Below are 19865 nucleotides of genomic sequence, written 5' to 3'. Positions count from 1 at the left end.
ACTTTGACTTCAATCGAATTGACTGTCGTAGCTTTCTACTTTCGCGTAAGGTTCGTAGCTCCCATCTTGATATATAATGAAAACGGTATAAGGCATAAATTGCTCTGCTACTTCCATTCCGGGTGAACCTACTGGCATAGCCGGAACAGATAACCCGATAGCCTTTGGATGTTCTTCTAACAAAAATCGTTTTATAAACTTAGAAGGGACATGGCCTTCAAATACAAAGCCACTTTCTGTAACAGCGGTATGGCAAGAGCGAAGACTTGGCGAAATTCCGTATTCGTTCTTGATGTTGCTCAAGTTATGAAAGTCCTTTGTACGTAGGTGAAACCCTTGGCTTTCTAGATGGGTTATCCACTTTTTACAGCATCCACACGATGGTGATTTATAAACTAATAATTCGAAGACATCGTTTGCGCCATGGTGGATATTTGCCATGGCAACGCCAGGTAGAATTAGCAGTAATACCGCAGCTTGATAGGTGATTTTTTTTAACATTTTTGCCTCCAGACAAAGCTGGCACATATAGGTACATTAGCACCTAGATAATAAACAGGAACTGAAACAAATTGTGCGTGAAATTTGGACGCACTAACCCTGTGTTAGGCAAATATCGGGGGGCGAAAAAGTGAGGAAGTTACTGTAACTGGTTGTTGGAAGAATAAGCCAAATGAAGCGTCCGGCACCACTGGGCGTTGAACAATCATCATGAAAGCTATAAGGACGGGAGCATGAGTACAACCACCTGGTGGGCATGTGCATTCCGACGTGTTGCAACAATCTTTAATACTAGCGTTCTCGGAACTGCTAGAATCTACTCTCATACCATGGCTCATGTTCATAGAGCAATTCGATTCAGAATTGCTATTGTAGTGTTTGTTGTCAATAGCCATTTCAAAACTCATAGTATCTATAGCCATAGCTTGCCCAACGAGGGCAGATAGCACTGTAAATACTAGTATTAATTTTGATAGGGATTTAGACATTTTTTAAGCATTGAACATAACCTATACGGAGAATAATGGATTTTTTCGAATTGGTAAACAGTCGAGACTAATTTGTAATCAGAATAGCCCATTCATCGGCAGAATTTTAGAAATAGTCATGATGAGAGAAATAGCCTACAACAATGCAAATTTTTAGCCGCGCCACTAAATCCGTAATTCAGATACTGCGATAGAACTTGAACGCTCTAAGTAGTTGCCACAATGCTTTCTCTTTGTCCAGTTCCATTAACGTTATAACAGGAGGTACCCGGACTTACACAAAAAATTGAGGAGGCTGACAAATAAATGCTTGAGGAACTCGCGCTCTGACAGATAGAGTTTTTGATGTCGGCGACCTTATTGACAGAAACCTAAATTCTGAGAGGTGTTTGAATTTATTAGATGAGAAATGATTCTTTTCTGTATTAGGGAATCATGAAAAACTAATATTAGAAATCAATTTGAGCAAGCTATACCAATCTGAGCTTTGGTATCAGAATGAAGGTAAATGGTGGCAATACTTAGACAATGAGCTTAAGAATAAATATTTTAACTTAGCTAACAAGTTACCTCTTTCGATATCTATTGAAACGAACTTTGACAACATTGGAATAGTCCACGCAGATCATCCTTTCCATTCTCGGCCGCCTACATAAGACTGTCAAAATTATATTAAGCAAATTCTTTGGGAAAGGATATTATCCTAATAACAATATCAAAGACCCTAAATCTACTTTGTATAAATTCTCTGAAGATTTTATACACATATTCAATTACCGAAACTTCAAACTTACTCACAGTAAAATAAAGTTAGACTGCTAAAACAAAAAGCCCCGCATTTTCATGCAGGGCTTTCTGAATAATGGTGCCTCGCTCCGGGATTGCAACGCGCGGCGCAGCCGCAGGGGCACGTTAGCGTGTGCCTGTGTTTTCAACCACCGGGATCAAAAAAGCCCTCGCATTTCTGCAAGGGCTTGAATGATGGTGCCTCGACCCGGGATCGAACCAGGGACACGCGGATTTTCAATCCGCTGCTCTACCAACTGAGCTATCGAGGCACATAAAACTGTGCAATGTAAGCTTTAATTTTTCTTTGCAAAACTTTGCAAGCCAAATCGAAGTGCTTACTAACTTTATATCTCTTATCCTAACAGCTTAGCTTGGTAAATTCGACCGATAAAGCTTGCACTTTTCAATCCGCTGCTCTACCAACTGAGCTATCTGGGCGAAACTGGTTAGCGTTCTAGGTGTTTAGTACCTGTCCTGCTGTGGGTGCGTATTAAACGGTTTTCCCTCTAACAAGTCAACCGTTTTTCTCGCTTTTTTTTCGGTTTTATTACCGTTTGCACATTGTTTAAGCAAAATGTGCTTTTTTGCTTATTTTTCAGGCGGAACATAGCCTTCAATTGTAGGTTCTATACCTTCAAAAAGGTAAGCCGACATTTTTTCTTCCAAAAACGAACGCGCATTTGGGTCCATCATATTTAATTTGTGCTCGTTAATAAGCATGGTTTGCTTTTTTTGCCATTCTGCCCACGCTTCTTTCGAAATATTATCAAAAATACGTTTACCCAGTTCACCCGGGTAAAGTTGAAAGTCTAGGCCATCGGCTTCTTTTTGAAGCTTTTGACAAAATACGGTTCTTGCCATGGGTTATCCTTGAAGTTCTTATAATGGTTGCAGCTAGACTAGCTGTTTAATAATTTTGGTAGTGGGGGCAGCTAGCCCTACTTCAATAGGTTCATTAAGCATAAACCATTTTGAAGACATTTCTGCCCCCTGCTTTGTTGGTGGAGAGTTTACCACGGCAACTACCGGGGTTATATCTAAATGAAAGTGGCTAAAAGTGTGCCTGAAAGTTTCTAGTGGCTGCGTTTGAACAACCTCTATGCCGCGTAACGATAGCGCCTTTGTTCCTTCCTCGATGGTTGTGGTTTCTAAAAAGCCATACAGCCCGCCCCACAAACCAGACGACGGTCGCTGTTCTAAGTAAACCTGTTGATTGAACTGCGCCACCATCATAAAGGTTTCTTTCACTGGCAGTACTTTTTTAGGCTTTTTACCCGGATAACTAGTTTGTTCGCCTTGCGCATAAGCAATACAGTCTGCCTGTAATGGACACTCGTCGCACTTTGGTTTGCTACGTGTGCACACCATAGCGCCTAAGTCCATCATTACCTGGGTGTAGTTCGCGCACCGCGTTTCTGGCGTGTTTGCTTCAGCAACTTCCCACAGCGCATTTTCTACCGGTTTTTGTCCGGGCCAACCCGCAATAGCATAATACCGTGCCAAAACACGTTTTACGTTGCCGTCTAAAATAGGGTGTCGTTGATTTCGCGATAGCGACAAAATTGCGCCCGCGGTAGAGCGCCCTATGCCGGGTAAAGCAATAACGTTTTCAATGTCATTGGGGAACTCGCCATTGTACTGGTCAACAAGCACCTTTGCTGCTTTGTGTAAGTTACGTGCACGGGCGTAATACCCTAAGCCGGTCCAATGATGCAGCACGTCGTCTTGAGATGCATTAGCCAATTCAAATACGGTAGGGAACGACTGCATAAAACGTTCGAAATAGGGAATAACTGTTGCCACTTGGGTCTGCTGCAACATAATTTCTGAAATCCACACCTTGTACGGTGTGACACTCTGTTGCCAAGGCAAGTGCTTGCGTCCGTGCTCATCGAACCAAGTGAGAACACGTTGGGCAAAACTGCCACTATATTTAGAAGTCTGTTCACTCATATTTACTGCCAGTAATAGGCACTGCCATTACCTATTTATCTACTCAGTGATTTATAAAAAAACGCGCTATGTTAGCATGTACGCGAATACTATTTTGTTAAGGAGCCGGCGTGTCGGTATCAAAGCCCATTTTGTATTTTCCTGGCACCTTGTGCGATGAACGCATATTTATGCCATTGTGGCATGCACTGCCTGCTCATCAACGTCGATATGTTCCTCTTCAGTGGGCAGCATCAAAAGACGACATGCTAGCCTTAAGCAAAGACAGAATACTAGAAGGCGAAAAGGTTCACCTTATTGGGTATTCCATGGGTGGCTATATTGCAGCGCTCATTGCCCAACAACGTCCAGAATCGGTCGCCTCTCTTACGCTGATTGGTTATAACCCCAACGGGCTATCCAAAGAAGAAATAGCTAAACGCCAACAACTTACCACTATGCTTAAAAAAGGGCAGTTTAAAGCCGACAACGATGCTTATCTTGCGCGCTTTATTCATCCGTCACGCATCGATGATGAAAATGTTGCGGGTGTTGTAAAGTCTATGGCCCAAGATTTGGGAAAAACAACCTTACTCAACCATACAAATGCCACTACACCTAGAGAGAGTACGACTGAAATTCTCGCTAAGATTAATGCACCTTTGGCATTTATCACTGCCCAGCAAGACAATATCGCGCCTGCTGAAGCCATTGCACGCGTTTGCCAACAAATCTCTGGGGCATCATTACATCTGCTTGAAAATACAGGTCATATGATACCCCTTGAGCAAACTGAAGCGTTAGCCGCTATTATTGCAAAGCAAATTAGCGATTAAAAATACAGCATTTTTGCCATTATGCCGTTGCATAAGCCGCGGGTAAGTGGATAATGCGCCACCAGAAAATTTGGTAAGAAAGGCATTGCAAATGAGGCAATTCAAAAGTCAGGCGGAAGCAGAAGCCGCTGGTGTATATGTAAGTAAGGTAAAAAGCTATGTAAAGCGTGAAGGCCGACTTACTAAAGGACAAGAAAAAGCGCTGGCTGACTATTGGCCAACGATGGGTATCGACTATGCTGACGCGCCTCTGTCTTTGTCTGATGTGTTTGGTCGCACTGCACCTGTCGTTGTTGAAATTGGCTTCGGCATGGGCAAGTCATTAGTCGAAATGGCAGCCGCTTCACCGGATAAAGATTTTATCGGTATTGAAGTTCATCGCCCAGGTGTTGGTGCGTGTTTATCTGACGCAGGTGATCAAGGCGTGGAAAACTTGCGTGTAATGGAGCACGATGCTGTAGAAGTGCTTAAGAACATGATCCCAGATGGTAGCTTGTCTCGCTTACAGCTCTTTTTTCCAGACCCTTGGCATAAAAAACGCCACCACAAGCGCCGTATAGTACAATCTGAATTTGCTGAACTTGTTCGCACCAAGCTTGCTATTGGCGGCTGTTTTCACATGGCCACTGATTGGGAAGCGTACGCTGAACACATGGCCGAAGTTATGAACAACGCACCTGGCTACACCAATACAGCTGAAGAAGGCGATTATGTTCCGCGACCTGAGTACCGCCCTATCACTAAATTCGAAACGCGTGGTCAAAAGCTCGGGCACGGTGTATGGGATCTAATTTACGAGCGCACTAAGTAATGATTCTATCTCCTCAAAGCCAGCTACTCGAGCGTAATATCACTTTGTTTGACGAGGGTCAGTGGGCCTTTATCAATCCCTCAGATGCTTATTTTCTAGATGGATTGAAGTCGAAAACGGTAACCGTTATTCATCAATATTTTGATATATTCTCGGAATGCGTAAGAGTTATTCCTTCGGTGTCATTCGACAGCAGAGATATTGCCGAAGACGGTTTTGAGGTAGTGCAGAAAGTTGGCAGTCACACTCATATTTTTACGCCTTTTGTAAAACAAGAAAATTCCCACACCGATGTCATGCTTTTCTTACCCAAAGCAAAAACTCACTTTCAAATGTTGTTGCGAATGGCAGCAGGAATGGTTGGCCAAAACGGGCGTATCCATGTTGTAGGTGAAAATAAAGGTGGAATTAAGAGTGCTGCTAAATTAATGCAGCAATACGGAGCGACACAGAAAGTAGACTCGGCGCGTCATTGTAGTCTTATCACACTTATTGTTGAGCAAGCGCATTTAGCTTTTGATCCAAAAGACTGGACCCATTTTAACGACTATCACGTTGAAGGTACCAACTGGGAAGTGGCCGCGATGCCAGGCGTATTTAGCTACAAAGAGTTAGATGCAGGTACTGAGTTGTTGCTAGAGAAGTTAACGCATAGTCTAAGTGGTAATGTATTAGATTTTGCGTGTGGTGCTGGTGTAATAGCAAGCTACTTAATGTTGAAATATCCTCACCTAAAACTGCATTTAACCGATGTCAGTGCCCTTGCTATATACTGTAGCGCGCTAACGCTCAAAGAAAACGGATTAGCAGCAACCTTGTATGGTGCTGATGGGCTACATGGGTTTACTCAGAAAGTTCAACACATTGTAACCAACCCACCATTCCACACGGGTATTAAGACAGATTACACTATTACAAAGCGTTTTATTGCGGATGCTAAAGCAATTTTGTCATCACAAGGCACATTACAAATGGTCGCTAATCGTTTTTTACCTTACCCAGGGTTATTGTCGGAGCACTTTCAAACTGTTTATACCACGGCACAAACCTCACAATTTTCTGTATATCAAGCAGCATAGCCGTTAAAAAACGGTTATGCTTGTGCTAATTTAGCTTATCTGCATACAGCGATTGCGCCACCATCTTTGCTTCACATGTGTGGCGTCCCAGCATCTTTTCGATTGATTTAACACGGTTTTGCTAGTGCTCTGCACTTATTGCACTAAGGGGATTACCTGTGAATATTGTATTTGCGATTTCAGAAGTAGAAGAGTTAGTTAAAACAGGTGGCCTTGCTGATGTAGGCAAGGCACTTCCTTTGGCACTTCACGCATTGGGCGAAAGCGTTAGTATTGTTATGCCCTATTATAAAGTGCTAGCTGATCAATTTGACCTTGCGTGTGTGACTGAGAAACAAACACTGTTTACCGAAGGTCAGGTTTATCAGTTTGATATTCGCTACATGCAATGGCACGACATCCCTGTGTACTTTGTAGATTCACCAGAGCACTTTATGCGAGATGGCTTGTACTCAAATGCCTACGATGCCTATGATGACAATGGTGAACGCTTTAGCTTTTTCAGTGGCGCGGTATTACAAACATTACAAGCGATTGATAAAAAGCCGGATATTATCCATTGTCACGACTGGCATACCGCGATGCTGCCTTTCTTGTTAGCGCATGATAAATCTGGTTTTTACGCTAATACTAAAACGGTCTTTACAATTCACAACGCTGCATTTCAAGGGGTTCACAGACTAGACGAGATCCCCTTCTTGCGTCATCACCCTAATATTCTTGCTCAGGTGCATGGCGGCTATATCAATATGCTACAAAGTGGGATTGAATTTGCGAGTAAGGTAACAACAGTAAGCCCTAACTATGCGAGAGAACTATTGACCGACTTGGGTAGCCATGGCTTACATGAACGATTAGTCAGTCGCACGAATGACTTAAGTGGCATCTTGAACGGCTGTGATTATACGCAGTGGAACCCGCAAACGGACAAATACTTACCTGAGCACTATAGCGCTGAAAATTTGCACCCAAAATCAACCTGTAAGCGCGTGCTTCAAGAAAAGTCTAACTTACCACAGCAACCTTCAGTGCCGCTTATTGGCATGGTTTGTCGACTTACTGAACAAAAGGGCTTTGGTTATATTTTGCCTATTTTAGATGAGTTGGTAAAACACAACTTACAAATGGTTATTGTAGGTACGGGCGACCCTAAAGTGTGTATGGATTTAGGTGAATTTGCACAACAACATCCTACTCAGTTTGCCTTTATTAATGGCTTTAGTTCAGAACACGCGCATTTAGTTGAAGCAGGCGCTGACTTTTTCTTAATGCCTTCACAATTTGAGCCTTGCGGGCTGAATCAAATGTATAGTTTAGCCTACGGTACGGTTCCTATTGTACGTTCAGTAGGTGGCCTCAAAGATACGGTTGTTGATCACTCACATACCGATGGTACGGGTTTTGTGTTTGATGACCCTACACCTTGTGCGCTGTTATCATGTATTCGCCGTGCCCTGCTAGCCTTTTACGAAGACCCTGCGGCTTTTAGAGCCATGCAAATACGGGGAATGAATACCCGATTCACTTGGGAATCAGCAGCACAGAGCTACCAAGCATTGTACAAGTCGGCCGTATAGTTACACTGGCGCTTTTTGGTAGCGAGGATCCGCGCTTGTTTATCAACTTAATTTAGATAAGCCGAAACATTAATTATTGTTTATACGCATCTTTCTTTTTGCGCAATTATGCGCCACTATTAATTTAATAAAGATGCGAATGGATAACACGCAAAACAAATATGACGGGAAAGGCAGTTAAGTTTTCAATTCGTAGCCTATTTTTGTGGGTGGTAATGTCGATCGCCGCGTTCTCGCTTACCGTGCTTTCTGGCTTGTCTATCTATACACAAATCAAAACATACCGTCATGAATTAGAATCTAACGCTATCATGCTAGCCAAACTTGTTGCTCGCAGTTCGGCCAGCTACTTATATGATGAAACCCCAGAACGTATAGAACTTGCCCTTAAAAATCTCAGCGCAACCGAGCACGTATTGAATGCACATGTTTATCGCGTAGACAATTCGGGCGCTGCGCCAGAAATTTTTTCTTCTTATAACCGCGAAGGTCAGTTATTACTAGGCGGCAAGGAAAACCAGCTACCTGCGCTATTTTTAAACCCTAGCTTGGCAGACTCTGGCCATTACCTAGAGCTTAGTACCAAAGTATTCGACGAAGAGACCAATATCCAATTAGGGTGGGTTTACTTACGAGTATCATCAGACAATTTTAATCAGCTGGTTGGCAAGTCAATATGGTTAAACCTGATAGTGGCATTAGTTCTTCTTGGAGTAAGCTTCTATTCAGCAGTGCGTATGCAGCGCGTGGTAACGGGGCCAGTTGAAGAGATTGCCAGTTTTCTTCAACGCACTTCACGCCAGAGAGATTACTCTGCAAGGGCAGAAGGCTCAGCCATTCACGAGCTCGACATACTCGCCGATGCTGTTAATGTCATGCTACTGCGAATGCAAGAATATATGCAAAAGCAACGGCAAGCCGAAGAGCAGCATAGAAAGCTCAATGCAAGCTTGGAAGATATGGTAAACCATAGAACTACGGCACTGAAAGACGCGAACCAAGAGCTCATTCAGACTCTCGAAAAGCTACATCAATTCCAACGTCAAATTGTGCAAAACGAGAAAATGGCGTCGCTTGGTGACATGGTGGCAGGCGTTGCCCACGAGGTAAATACACCGATTGGTTTGGGTGTTACCGCATCGACTATGATGCTCGACCGCTTAGCTGTTATTCAAAAAGACTTTGAAAATAAAACGCTGAAAGCCAGTGCGATGAAGCGCTTTTTAGATGAGAGTAACGAAAATCTCAATATTATTTATCGAAACTTAAACCGCGCAGCCGAATTAATATCTAGCTTTAAGCAAGTAGCGGTAGATCAAACCTCGGAGTCGAGTCGAAGTTTTTGCGTTGCACAGCTAGTTAATGAGATACTATTGTCATTACAGCCTCGACTAAAAAAATTAAAACACAACATCAACGTAGATTGCGACCCTACCCTTAGCGTTGAAACGAAGGCTGGCCCGATAAATCAGATCCTGATTAACCTTATTATGAATTCGGTTATTCACGGTTTTGAAAACATAGAAGAAGGTGCGATTGATATTCGCGCCGAAATGGTTAGCAGTAATAAATTAAAACTAGTTTATACCGATAACGGAAAAGGTATTTCACCGGAAATTCGCAAGCGGATCTTTGACCCCTTTGTCACCACTAAGCGTGGACAAGGTGGCTCAGGTTTAGGAATGCATTTGGTATACAACTTGGTGACACAGGCTTTAAATGGGTCTATCTCTATCACCAGTGAAGAAGGCAAAGGCGTGGAATTTGTTATTATTTTCCCTGTCGCTAATGCCAAGACATCTGATTAGTTGTATAAAGTATGAACTTTTCTTGAAATTTATTGGCTAACCCCAATACCTTAACAATAAGAATATTCACAAGTTGCTTGCAATCAAGTACATGAATATTAGAATTTAACCAGTTAGTTGCTTAAATCGTATTTTAGAAAGAGTGTAGAACACCATGCAGACGCCAAATGTGTTAATCGTAGAAGATGAAGTGGTCACCCGTACCACGCTTAAAAGTTTGTTTGAAGCGGAAGGGTACAATGTATTTGAAGCTGAAAATGGTGATCAGATGCATGATTTCTTCGAAAATCACGCTATCAATTTGGTAATCATGGACATCAACTTGCCAGGTAAGAATGGCCTAATTTTGGCACGTGAAGTACGTGACCGCAAAAATGTAGGTTTGATTTTCTTAACGGGCCGCGACAATGATGTAGACCGTATCTTAGGCCTAGAGATTGGTGCTGACGACTATTTAACCAAGCCGTTTAACCCTCGCGAACTTACGATCCGTGCACGTAACCTATTGTCTCGTACAACTAACTCTTCAGAAGATGACGATTTACCAAGCCGCGTGAGCTTTAATGGCTGGACACTAGACGGCGATAGCCGCTCGTTAATCTCACCAAATGGTAAAGAGTTCCGTTTGCCACGTAGTGAGTTTAGAGCGCTACACTTGTTCTTAAGTAATCCAGGCAAGATTTTAACGCGTGAACAACTTATTATGGAAATGACGGGCCGTGAGCTTCGCCCGAATGACCGTACTGTAGACGTAACTATCCGTCGTATCCGTAAGCACTTCGAATCAGATCCTACTGATGAAGAGTTGATTGTTACTATTCACGGTGAAGGTTACCGTTTCTGTGGACAAGTTGACGGTTAATTACCAATAACGTTCCGATTAAATAGAAAAGCCGCTACTGTGTAGCGGCTTTTTTTTGCGTTGTTGCAGCGCGTATTTAAGATTTTGCGTTGAACGTTAAGGCATAAGTATAACGCTTCCGTTCTAGCAAGAAGGCTTTATGCGTACTTGGGCTCCATGAGTCATCGCCGCCCACGCCCATATGTGCATGGTCGATATACACAAATACACAGTCTTGCTTAACCAAATCACTGGTATGTTTCGCATTGTCTAACTGGGCTTGGCCATATTCGCTGACACTAAAATGAAAGTCACCCGTTACATTTAAGCGGCCAACTGAAAGCGCTCGACAGTCACAACGTAGCCCATTATCAGAAGGAAAGATATAATGGGTTTGCATATCGTTAAGCGCTAGTTTGTACTCACCAAAACGCGCACTGGCAAGTCTATCTGGGTAGTTTTCATGAGGCCCTAATCCTTGCCACCTTACCTGCATGTGTTCGCTTTCACCGTCAATAACACCGTTATCTGAACATGCGAAGACAGCTGGTACTGCGGCTTGCATGCCAATTCGAGGCATAGGCGGAACACTATCATCAAGTAGAACCTCAACTGAAATAGTAAGCTGTGCCGCTGAGTTGATGGTATATATCCACTTGGTTGCTGCCATTACCTTTTCATCAAAGCGGTATTCGAATAACGACGTTATACGCACATCTTCCGCGCCTTGCTGAACATCAACACTGGTACAGATGCGGTTCCATTGACCGATACCTGCACGGCGCCAGCGCGACTCCCATGCGTTTAGATCAGGATTATCCACCTCACTCACGCCGATATCATTGTCTAATGGCGCACGAAAGAAACTATCTTCAAAGGGAGCGCTAAGCGTTTCAATGCCGTTGTTTAACCACGACGTTAGTAAACCGCTTTTGCAGTTAAAGCTAAAACTGTTGCCCTGTGTTTCTATGCTGACAACAGCATCGTTTGTATTAATCGCGAAGTCGTTTGTGGTTTCGGCTGCATTTCCACGCTTGAATGCCACTATTCCAGCCCGATTAGCCAATGGCACTTGAGCGGTATCCATAACATGATTGGTCTGTGCCCAGGCACAGTCGTTTGCCAGTACCACATCAATATTGAGGTGATAAATTGCACCAGCAACATAAACAAAGTTTGGCGTAATGGATAAACGAGTACTGGACTGCGGCGTAATAACAAGCGCAGACTCACCCTCTTGTATTACTTTGCCGTTTTCCAATATTTGCCAACGCGCTAGTTCGTTGTCAGTTTGTCTAAACAAATAGTCACTGCTAACTTTTAGATCTATCGTGTCACTTTGGTTTAGCAATTCAACACTTAAGTGCTGCTGGCAGAACTTCGCCTCATACAAATGGGGATGTGGTGTTCTATCAGGAAATAGCAAACCATTGATACAAAACTGCCTGTCATTTTCTGTATCACCAAAGTCACCACCGTACGCCCAATACGCTTTTCCGTCGTCTGTATGCTTTGTCAGGCCTTGATCTACCCAATCCCAGATAAACCCACCTTGAAGACGCGGATAGTCTTTAAAGGCTTTCCAGTACTCGTCAAAGCTACCTAAACTGTTACCCATCGCATGGGCGTATTCACATAATATGACTGGGCGGTGCTCACCGGGCATCGACAACCACTTTTTAATAGACCATTTAGGTACAGCATCGTCTTTTACGTCAGTATTAACACGTGCGTACATGGGGGCGATAATATCTGTGGCTGTGGTGTCGGCACCACCACCTTCGTATTGTACTACGCGTGACTTATCGAAAGACTTTGCCCACCCATACATAGCATCATGGGTAGGGCCGTGGCCGCATTCGTTACCCAATGACCAAATGATGATACTCGCATGGTTTTTATCGCGCTCCACCATTTGTGTGAATCGCGCCATATAAGCGCCAGCCCAAAGTGGATCACGTGATATACGTCCCATAGGAAACATACCGTGGGTTTCAATATTGGCTTCATCTACAACATATAAACCGTATTCGTCACATAACTCATACCAGCGAGGATGATTAGGGTAATGCGCGGTGCGTACTGCGTTAAAGTTGTTCTGTTTCAGCAGCTTGATGTCTTGTAGCATGTCCTCTTCGTTGATGGCATGCCCTTTGGTTTGATGATGTTCATGGCGGTTCACACCGCGAATAAGAATAGCTTTGCCATTGACTAAGAGCTGACCATCCTTCATTTGTACATTTCTAAAGCCAATGTTGTACGCTTCAAGGTCGACAATCTTGTCGCTATCATCAAATAACGATACCACAATGCGATAAAGATACGGTGTTTCTGCCGTCCAATGCTTGGGTTCACTAACCGTTAGGTTCTGGAACACCACGTCATCCCACCCGCCTTTCTCGTCAATACGCTTGTTATTCGTACCGGTTATCACTTGTTCTGTTACCGGCTTGCCCGCATCAAATAGTTGAATGCCCACTTTGTAATTACTAGGTGCATTAATGGCGGTACGAACTGAAACCGAACCATCGCGATAGCATGCATCAAGGGAAGGCGTTGCAAACACATCTTGAATATGATGATGTGGTTTAGCGACCAAGTTTACATCGCGAAAAATACCGCTTAGCCACCACATATCCTGATCTTCAAGGTAACTACCATCTGACCAACGTATCACCATAACCGCAATACGGTTTTCTCCTTCAACTAATAAATCAGATAAGTCGAATTCCGCTGGCAACCTACTGTCTTGCGAATACCCCACATAGCTGCCGTTGCACCATAAATGAAATGCACTATTCACGCCTTCAAACACAATATGATTGCGCTTTGCTAAACCTGCTTTGGTCATGCTGAAAGTTGTGCGATAACACCCAGTAGGGTTTTCTCTGGGCACCATAGGTGGATTTACCGCAAAAGGATATTTCACATTGCAGTATATGGGCTTGTCGTAGCCCTGCAGCTGCCAATTTGACGGCACTTGGATGCGTTGCCACAACGCAGACTCCGTGTTGGGTATCGCCTTTTCAATTAAGCTTTCTGTCACGCATTGTGGAGCATCGAAAAGGCGAAAGTCCCATTCACCGTTTAAGCTTCGTTTTTGTGCGTTGACGTTGTGAAGCGCATCTTCCAATGACGTAAATCCATTATGGGGGCTATGGGCGTTTACTCGGTTACGTTGGAAAACCACAGGATTTTGCCAATCGTTTTGTGAGACGATTTGCGCGACGGTAGTCATAGTGTGTCCTTTTGCAATTCAATAGTGTGAAATATAGCTAAATTCTATTGATTCCATTATGCTCTATTCTTTCAACTGTTTATCCAAAACTATCATTTTACAATTATGCAACCTTCGTTTTCAGATGTAGTAAACATAGGCCCATATTGCATAGAGCGCTTCATAGATAACAGCAATGCGCCTGAAATTAGCGATTTACACATTGAGCTAGCAGGTTGCTCAAATTTATCAGGCGACTATGTAGTAGGCCGTGTTGCGCCGCCCAATCACACACTTTTTTACTCGCTTAAGGGCAGTGGTGTTTTTCGAACTCCATCAGGCATATTCGAACTACACGCGGGAGAGTTGGTTGTATTGCCTGCTAAGCAAAGCTTTGAAGTGAGTATTGTGAGTGATAGCTGGGATATTATTTGGCTTAATTTGGCAGATTCACCGATGTGGAAAGCACTGCCAAGAAGACAAGCAAAGGTAGTGAAACATGCCAATTTAGACGGCCTACATTTCGCTATGGAATTGCTGTATTTAGAGCGCGATAAAACCAACAGGCAAGCGGCAATGGCAATTGTTTCGCGCTATCTTAGAAAAACAATAGAAACAGAAATATTCAGTGAAAGAAATACTCGCGCTCACGCTCTGGGGAAAAAAGAGGTACACACTAACCGACTGAATGCGCTTTTTGCTAATGTTGATAAACAATTGCAGTTTGAATGGAGCGTTGAGAGCCTGAGTGAAAAAGCACATTATTCTGCGCCACACCTTCATAGGCTGTGTGCAGAAGCTTATGGCAGAAGCCCGATGCAGCACGTGATATTTTTGCGCATGCAAAGGGCTAAGAACTTACTTAAAAACACCCAGTGGCCGGTGTCTTATATTGCGAATTATGTGGGTTATGCCAACGTCTTTGTGTTTTCAAAACGCTTCAAGAAATCAGTTGGCATGTCTCCTACACAATACAGAACAAAGGTGGATTAACTTCCAGCTATCTTCATCTGATTAATGAGTACAGAACCCGTTTGCACGCTACCACGCACATCTTTTTCCGCACCAATAGCCACAATACCGCTGAACATCTCTTTTAAGTTGCCCGCTATTGTTACTTCGTGTACAGGGTATTGAATAACGCCGTTTTCTACCCAGAAACCTGCAGCGCCACGTGAGTAGTCACCGGTTACCCCATTTACGCCTTGCCCCATCAATTCGGTTACTAGCAGCCCTGTACCCATTTCTTTTAATAGGTCTTGATCAGAATGACCGGTGTCTCCTACAAGCCAATTGTGGATACCACCAGCGTGACCATTCGATTTAGTATTGAGTTTTCGCGACGAATACGTGGTGTACAAATACGTAGCAAGTTGCCCCGCATCAACAATAGTCATATCAGAGCATGCCACACCTTCGTTGTCGAAGCTTGAGCTTGCAAGACCAGACTTAATAAACGGGCGCTCTTCAATATTGAGCCATTGTGGGAAGATTTGCTTGCCTAAACTATCTAATAAGAAGCTAGAGCGACGATAAAGGCTACCACCACTTATTGCACCAACGTAATGCCCAAACAAACTTGAGGCAACATCGCGATGTAAAATAACAGGCACGTTAGCCGTGTTTATTTTTCTTGCCCCTAAACGCTCTACCGTTGCTTTTGCGGCTTCTTCACCAACCAATGCGGCCGATTTGAGCAAAGATGCCTGACGATTAACGGTGTAGGCGTAGTCGCGCTGCATATCGTTGTCTTGCGAACCAATGACCATGCAACTTAGCGAGTAGCGTGAACTTGGATACCCAGCATTAATACCGTGGGTATTACCGTAAACTCGCATACCAAGGTTGGCGTTATACGAGGCGCCATCAGAGTTCGTGATACGCGGATCGTAGTTCATTGCCGCCGTTTCGGCCTCAATGGCCAATTCAATGGCCTTTTGCGTGTCTAATTCCTGAGGGTGATAAAGGTCTAAATCAGGAAACTCTGTGGCAATAAGTTCGGCATCCGCCAAACCAGTGCAAGGATCTTCACTGGTATAGCGCGCAATATCTACGGCTTTTTCTACAGCTAATGTTAATGCTGCTTTGCTTAAATCCGCTGTTGATGCACTGCCCTTCCGCTTACCCACATACACGCTAATGCCCAAGCCACCATCATTGGTAAACTCAACATTTTCAACCTCTTGCATACGTGAAGACACCGCAATGCCTTGTACTTTAGACATACTGGCTTCGGCTTGTGTTGCCCCTTTTGAAAGGGCTAATTTCAGTACATCATCTACGACATTTTGAATGTCGGCTAACTGCTGCTCAATTTGCATAGTAAGTTTCGCTGTCTTAATTCGACTGTGATAGTTACAATTTAGCTAAAGTGTAACACTAATGAGTTTGAAATGAGTGATCAGAAATACAATTCGCCTGAAGATCCTTACTTCGAAGATGCGCAAGCAGATGAGTTCGAGGAAGAAGACTTTGTCAGTAAATCAGAGTTAAAACGTCAGGCTAAAGAACTGCACAAGCTAGGTGAAACCCTAGTAAACCTAACCGATGCGCACATCGCAACCATTCCCATGGATGAGGAATTAGCTGATGCGGTTGCTATTGCGCGCAAGGTTAACAAGAAAAAAGATGGCTATCGCAGACAGTTGCAGTTCATTGGTAAAGTATTGCGCCAGCGCGATACCGCGCCAATTGAAGAAGCACTTGCGAAAATAACCCATCAGCATCAAGCAGCTAACGCAGCATTTCACGCGCTAGAGAAAGCGCGAGAAGCGGTTATCGAACAAGGCGACCCAGCAATTCAGAAGCTGATTGAAGCTCACCCTGAGCTAGATAGGCAAAAGCTGCGTCAATTCCACCGCCAGATTAAAAAAGAGCGTGAAAAAAATGCGCCGCCAAAAGCGTTTAGAGAATTATTTCAGTACCTAAAAGACGTAATACACGAAGAGTAATTATCAATAAGGCATGCGCTATCCTGCAGCGTATGCCGTTTCTCACCCCAACTGAACCTTGTCTATAGCCGCAAAAATTCAAATTTTTAATCAGTTGCGCACCGCACATTTGCAGATAACTGCTACGCTTAAAACAAAGAGATATACTTTAAGGAATACGTAGTTGCTGCCGCCTTCCAATTCGCTTACAGCCCGAATTGTTTCACTTATTTTTGTCATTTTCACTACGGTCTATGTCATTGCCTATTACTTTGCCAGTGACTACGTTTACACAACTCGATTGAACCTCTCAGAACAAAACCTCAGTCAGCAAGTACAAATAATTAGTGAGCGCACCTTGTCGTATTTTGATAGAGACCAAAAGCTCATAGAAATTGGTTTGGAAAAAGGGGTGTATCAGCAATGGATGCGAAATGCGAATGATGAGGCGTTGAGTGAGCAGGCTATAAATGAGCTTAGAGTGGTATGCCGTCTTGTAGATTGCTTTGGTTGGTTCTTAGTGTCTGACGACTTCAGAAGTGGTTTCTCGTTTAACCAACAAGATGGACATTATATTGCTGATCAACTACTTCCAGAAGACGAAATATGGTACCGCCCAATTATAGATTCCGGCAAAAACTTCATTATCGACTCTAGCTTTGAAGCGAAAACGCAAGTGAACGGCGTATTTTTAGACTATGTCGTTAGAGAAGATGAAACGTTACTTGGGCTGGTCGGTACTTATGCCAAAGCTGCCGACGTTTATGATTACCTGCTTTCACAGCAAGAGCAAACCACAACAAACCTGATAGTAGATGACAGAAATGTTGTAAGAGTCAGTGCTTCTCACAACGGTGAAGATCCAGTCAATCAATTTGCCAATGAAAACTGGTCTGGCGTATTTTCAAATGAGGTAATCGCCTCGCTCAAGCACTTCGCGAAAAATAAAGATACGCGCACTCACCTTTTCACTCTCACCATTAATGGCCATGAATATTTGGCAGCCTTTAAATATATTGAGCAAGTAGAATGGTATGCCGTCAGCCTTTATTCGCTATCGGGTACTGACGGAGACTTTGCATTAGTCGCGGCAACCGCCGTATCCATCGTCATTCTCCTGTTCTTTGTGGCCATTACCGCATTAGTGCTTAATATGCAGGTGGCGCGCCCTCTGAATCATCTAAACAGCGTAGTAAATGCCATAGATAACGGGGATTTCAGTGTAAAAGCTGGAAAGGTTGGTACTGATGTCATACAAAACTTGGCAACACACATTGATATGATGACAGACACTATCGCTGAGCAATTCAAATCGCTGAGGATGTCGAATACTGCGTTACAGAAGGCCAGAGTGGATGCAGAGCAAGCCAACAATGCCAAGTCAGAGTTTTTGTCTAACATGAGTCACGAAATTCGCACACCAATGAATGGCGTACTAGGCATACTACAGATTCTAGAAAAGAGTGACCTGCCCCAAGCGTCTCGCGAATTAGTGTACAAAGCCACCTATTCAGCAGACGCCTTACTTGTCATCATCAACGATATTCTCGATTTTTCAAAAATTGAAGCCAATAAACTCACCTTAGAAAGTCGCCCTTTTTCTATGCGTGAAGTTGTTGACAATGTGGTGTCAGACTTAAGCCTTAATGTTGAAAAAAAAGGCATCAGCCTTAGCGTTGATATAAACGCAGATTTCGAGGATGGTTGGCAAGGTGACTATGTACGTGTACGCCAAATTTTGCTCAACCTAGCATCAAATGCTGTTAAGTTCACTGAAACAGGTGGTGTTAGAATAGCGCTTGATATGTTTCATGTAGACGAAAAAACGGTCGTTATTATAACTGTTTCCGACTCAGGCATTGGCATGAGCACAGAAGCTCAGCAGCGGATATTTGACCGCTTTACGCAAGCTGATACTTCAACGACAAGAAAATACGGCGGTACAGGCCTTGGCATGGCCATAACCGTAAGCTTAATTGCCCTAATGGACGGCACTATTGAAGTAAATAGTATTGAAAACAAAGGCACTACTGTTACTGTCAGCTTGCCCCTTGAACAAGTTTCGCTAAGTGAAAGCCTACAGCACCCCGTGCACGATGAAACGTTAAACCTGTCTGGTAAACGAATTTTGGTTGCAGAGGACAACGATATAAATCAAACCATCATCGCCTCTATGCTGGAAGAAACAAACGCAAAATTGATTTTTGCGAAAAATGGCGAAATCGCTGTCGAAGCCTTTAAAAAGTACTCGTTTGACGCAGTTCTCATGGATATTCAAATGCCCGTAATGGATGGTATTGAAGCATTTTCGTTGATAAAAGAGATTAACCCCAACGTGCCTATTTGGGCACTCACTGCCAACGTCATGAAAGAAGAAGTCGAATACTACACTAAACTTGGCTTTACAGGGCATATCGGCAAGCCCATTAACTTAAAGTATTTACACCTTGTATTAAGTGAACTTGCTAAGTGAGCGTTTGGCATTACAATGAGAGTAAGCCCAAAGTACGGTATTACGTTGAAACGAGCATTATCAGCACGCTTTAGCGCAAAAACCAGTGTTAAGTAGTCGCGGTTTAAGCGAGAGCATTATGAAGATATTCTCAAACCCAAACGCCAAACTCAAAAGTAAATATGGTCAATATCATATTGCTGCGTTGGGAAACATTGTAGGCGTATCAGCTGAAGGCATAGCAGATACCGAGGCTATTGCTCGTTATGGGCGGGATATGATGGATGTTATCAACCAGTTTGGCGGTGAGCGGTGGGCATTTTTAGGGTTTCTACATGGCTCAGCCCTACTTACCAAAGGTGGCGAGCTGGAACTGCAAAAATCAATAGAATGGCGCGTGAGTAAAGGCATGGCACTTGGCGCGCTCGTCATTGGCGAAACCACTATACAGTCTATGGTTGAGGCGCAATTTAGCCGCATATACCAGCGGGCTGGTGTTGAGCTTGGTGTGTTTTGTGATGAAGATGACGCTATGGTCTGGCTGGCAGAGCGAGGCTTCAAATCGTCTTAAATACGCAGAGCCTTACTATACTGTTCATTTTAT

16 protein-coding genes and 1 tRNA gene are annotated in these 19865 nt (G+C 43.5%); 10 read left to right on the top strand and 7 right to left on the bottom strand.

The window, feature by feature from the left end:
• Positions 1-9 precede the first annotated feature (9 nt).
• The 5 genes from LHL20_RS16760 to mutY form a co-directional block, all read right to left on the bottom strand.
• Positions 10-501 carry a DUF411 domain-containing protein gene (locus tag LHL20_RS16760; protein WP_226434118.1) on the bottom strand — a complete coding sequence of 164 codons (492 nt, stop codon included), beginning with the start codon at positions 499-501 and terminating at the stop codon, positions 10-12.
• Positions 502-605: 104 nt separating this feature from the next.
• Entirely contained in the window at positions 606-989 is a 384-nt protein-coding gene (locus LHL20_RS21275; RefSeq protein WP_148288986.1) for a CopL family metal-binding regulatory protein, read from the bottom strand.
• Positions 990-1971: 982 nt separating this feature from the next.
• Positions 1972-2047: transfer RNA gene (locus LHL20_RS16750), tRNA-Phe, on the bottom strand.
• A 319-nt stretch (positions 2048-2366) separates the two neighbouring features.
• Positions 2367-2639, bottom strand: coding sequence for an oxidative damage protection protein (locus tag LHL20_RS16745; protein WP_159627170.1), 273 nt, complete (start codon positions 2637-2639; stop codon positions 2367-2369).
• A 33-nt stretch (positions 2640-2672) separates the two neighbouring features.
• Positions 2673-3731 carry an A/G-specific adenine glycosylase gene (gene mutY, locus LHL20_RS16740; RefSeq protein WP_226434117.1) on the bottom strand — a complete coding sequence of 353 codons (1059 nt, stop codon included), beginning with the start codon at positions 3729-3731 and terminating at the stop codon, positions 2673-2675.
• 110 nt (positions 3732-3841) lie between these two features.
• On the opposite strand from mutY, the gene LHL20_RS16735 reads away from it, so the two are divergent.
• The 6 genes from LHL20_RS16735 (at position 3842) to arcA (ending at position 10683) form a co-directional block, all read left to right on the top strand.
• Positions 3842-4546 (top strand): alpha/beta fold hydrolase, encoded by a 705-nt coding sequence (locus tag LHL20_RS16735; RefSeq protein WP_226434116.1) that lies wholly within the window; start codon positions 3842-3844, stop codon positions 4544-4546.
• Between the two features lie 91 nt (positions 4547-4637).
• The gene (gene trmB, locus LHL20_RS16730; protein ID WP_202263244.1) at positions 4638-5357 is read left to right on the top strand and encodes a tRNA (guanosine(46)-N7)-methyltransferase TrmB; all 720 of its coding nucleotides are present in this window, start codon (positions 4638-4640) and stop codon (positions 5355-5357) included.
• A complete protein-coding gene (locus tag LHL20_RS16725; protein ID WP_226434115.1) occupies positions 5357-6436 on the top strand; it encodes a methyltransferase in 1080 nt (359 codons plus the stop codon). The genes trmB and LHL20_RS16725 overlap by 1 nt, the downstream gene beginning before the upstream one ends.
• A 158-nt stretch (positions 6437-6594) precedes the next feature.
• Positions 6595-8013 (top strand): glycogen synthase GlgA, encoded by a 1419-nt coding sequence (glgA, locus tag LHL20_RS16720; RefSeq protein ID WP_226434114.1) that lies wholly within the window; start codon positions 6595-6597, stop codon positions 8011-8013.
• Positions 8014-8174: 161 nt separating this feature from the next.
• Positions 8175-9821, top strand: coding sequence for a sensor histidine kinase (locus LHL20_RS16715; protein WP_202263242.1), 1647 nt, complete (start codon positions 8175-8177; stop codon positions 9819-9821).
• Positions 9822-9975: 154 nt separating this feature from the next.
• Positions 9976-10683, top strand: coding sequence for a two-component system response regulator ArcA (arcA, locus tag LHL20_RS16710; RefSeq protein WP_014996957.1), 708 nt, complete (start codon positions 9976-9978; stop codon positions 10681-10683).
• A 76-nt stretch (positions 10684-10759) separates the two neighbouring features.
• On the opposite strand, the gene LHL20_RS16705 is transcribed toward arcA, so the two are convergent.
• On the bottom strand, positions 10760-13900 hold the full coding sequence (locus LHL20_RS16705; protein ID WP_226434113.1) for a beta-galactosidase: 3141 nt from the start codon (positions 13898-13900) through the stop codon (positions 10760-10762).
• Positions 13901-14005: 105 nt separating this feature from the next.
• On the opposite strand from LHL20_RS16705, the gene LHL20_RS16700 reads away from it, so the two are divergent.
• Entirely contained in the window at positions 14006-14872 is an 867-nt protein-coding gene (locus LHL20_RS16700; protein WP_226434112.1) for an AraC family transcriptional regulator, read from the top strand.
• Here LHL20_RS16700 and pmbA read toward each other — a convergent pair.
• On the bottom strand, positions 14869-16200 hold the full coding sequence (gene pmbA, locus LHL20_RS16695) for a metalloprotease PmbA (protein ID WP_226434111.1): 1332 nt from the start codon (positions 16198-16200) through the stop codon (positions 14869-14871). The genes LHL20_RS16700 and pmbA overlap by 4 nt on opposite strands.
• A gap of 72 nt (positions 16201-16272) precedes the next feature.
• Between pmbA and yjgA the strand changes: the two genes are divergently transcribed.
• From yjgA to LHL20_RS16680, 3 genes are all read left to right on the top strand, one after another.
• The gene (yjgA, locus tag LHL20_RS16690) at positions 16273-16830 is read left to right on the top strand and encodes a ribosome biogenesis factor YjgA (protein ID WP_226434110.1); all 558 of its coding nucleotides are present in this window, start codon (positions 16273-16275) and stop codon (positions 16828-16830) included.
• Between the two features lie 163 nt (positions 16831-16993).
• A complete protein-coding gene (locus tag LHL20_RS16685; protein WP_226434109.1) occupies positions 16994-19282 on the top strand; it encodes an ATP-binding protein in 2289 nt (762 codons plus the stop codon).
• A gap of 118 nt (positions 19283-19400) precedes the next feature.
• A complete protein-coding gene (locus LHL20_RS16680; protein WP_226434108.1) occupies positions 19401-19832 on the top strand; it encodes a hypothetical protein in 432 nt (143 codons plus the stop codon).
• Positions 19833-19865 lie beyond the last annotated feature (33 nt).

Source organism: Alteromonas sp. McT4-15, from assembly GCF_020515205.1.
Lineage (GTDB): Bacteria > Pseudomonadota > Gammaproteobacteria > Enterobacterales > Alteromonadaceae > Alteromonas.
Note: the sequence above shows the minus strand (reverse complement) of the source record. Positions and strands in the feature narration are given on the sequence as shown.

Bases quoted from the DNA above. Each gene is read 5' to 3' on its own strand.
- arcA (WP_014996957.1), top strand. From the start codon at position 9,976: ATGCAGACGCCAAATGTGTTAATCGTAGAAGATGAAGTGGTCACCCGT.
- LHL20_RS21275 (WP_148288986.1), bottom strand. From the start codon at position 989: ATGTCTAAATCCCTATCAAAATTAATACTAGTATTTACAGTGCTATCT.
- LHL20_RS16680 (WP_226434108.1), top strand. From the start codon at position 19,401: ATGAAGATATTCTCAAACCCAAACGCCAAACTCAAAAGTAAATATGGT.
- LHL20_RS16760 (WP_226434118.1), bottom strand. From the start codon at position 501: ATGTTAAAAAAAATCACCTATCAAGCTGCGGTATTACTGCTAATTCTA.
- pmbA (WP_226434111.1), bottom strand. From the start codon at position 16,200: ATGCAAATTGAGCAGCAGTTAGCCGACATTCAAAATGTCGTAGATGAT.
- yjgA (WP_226434110.1), top strand. From the start codon at position 16,273: ATGAGTGATCAGAAATACAATTCGCCTGAAGATCCTTACTTCGAAGAT.
- LHL20_RS16705 (WP_226434113.1), bottom strand. From the start codon at position 13,900: ATGACTACCGTCGCGCAAATCGTCTCACAAAACGATTGGCAAAATCCT.
- mutY (WP_226434117.1), bottom strand. From the start codon at position 3,731: ATGAGTGAACAGACTTCTAAATATAGTGGCAGTTTTGCCCAACGTGTT.
- LHL20_RS16745 (WP_159627170.1), bottom strand. From the start codon at position 2,639: ATGGCAAGAACCGTATTTTGTCAAAAGCTTCAAAAAGAAGCCGATGGC.
- LHL20_RS16700 (WP_226434112.1), top strand. From the start codon at position 14,006: ATGCAACCTTCGTTTTCAGATGTAGTAAACATAGGCCCATATTGCATA.
- LHL20_RS16725 (WP_226434115.1), top strand. From the start codon at position 5,357: ATGATTCTATCTCCTCAAAGCCAGCTACTCGAGCGTAATATCACTTTG.
- LHL20_RS16715 (WP_202263242.1), top strand. From the start codon at position 8,175: ATGACGGGAAAGGCAGTTAAGTTTTCAATTCGTAGCCTATTTTTGTGG.
- trmB (WP_202263244.1), top strand. From the start codon at position 4,638: ATGAGGCAATTCAAAAGTCAGGCGGAAGCAGAAGCCGCTGGTGTATAT.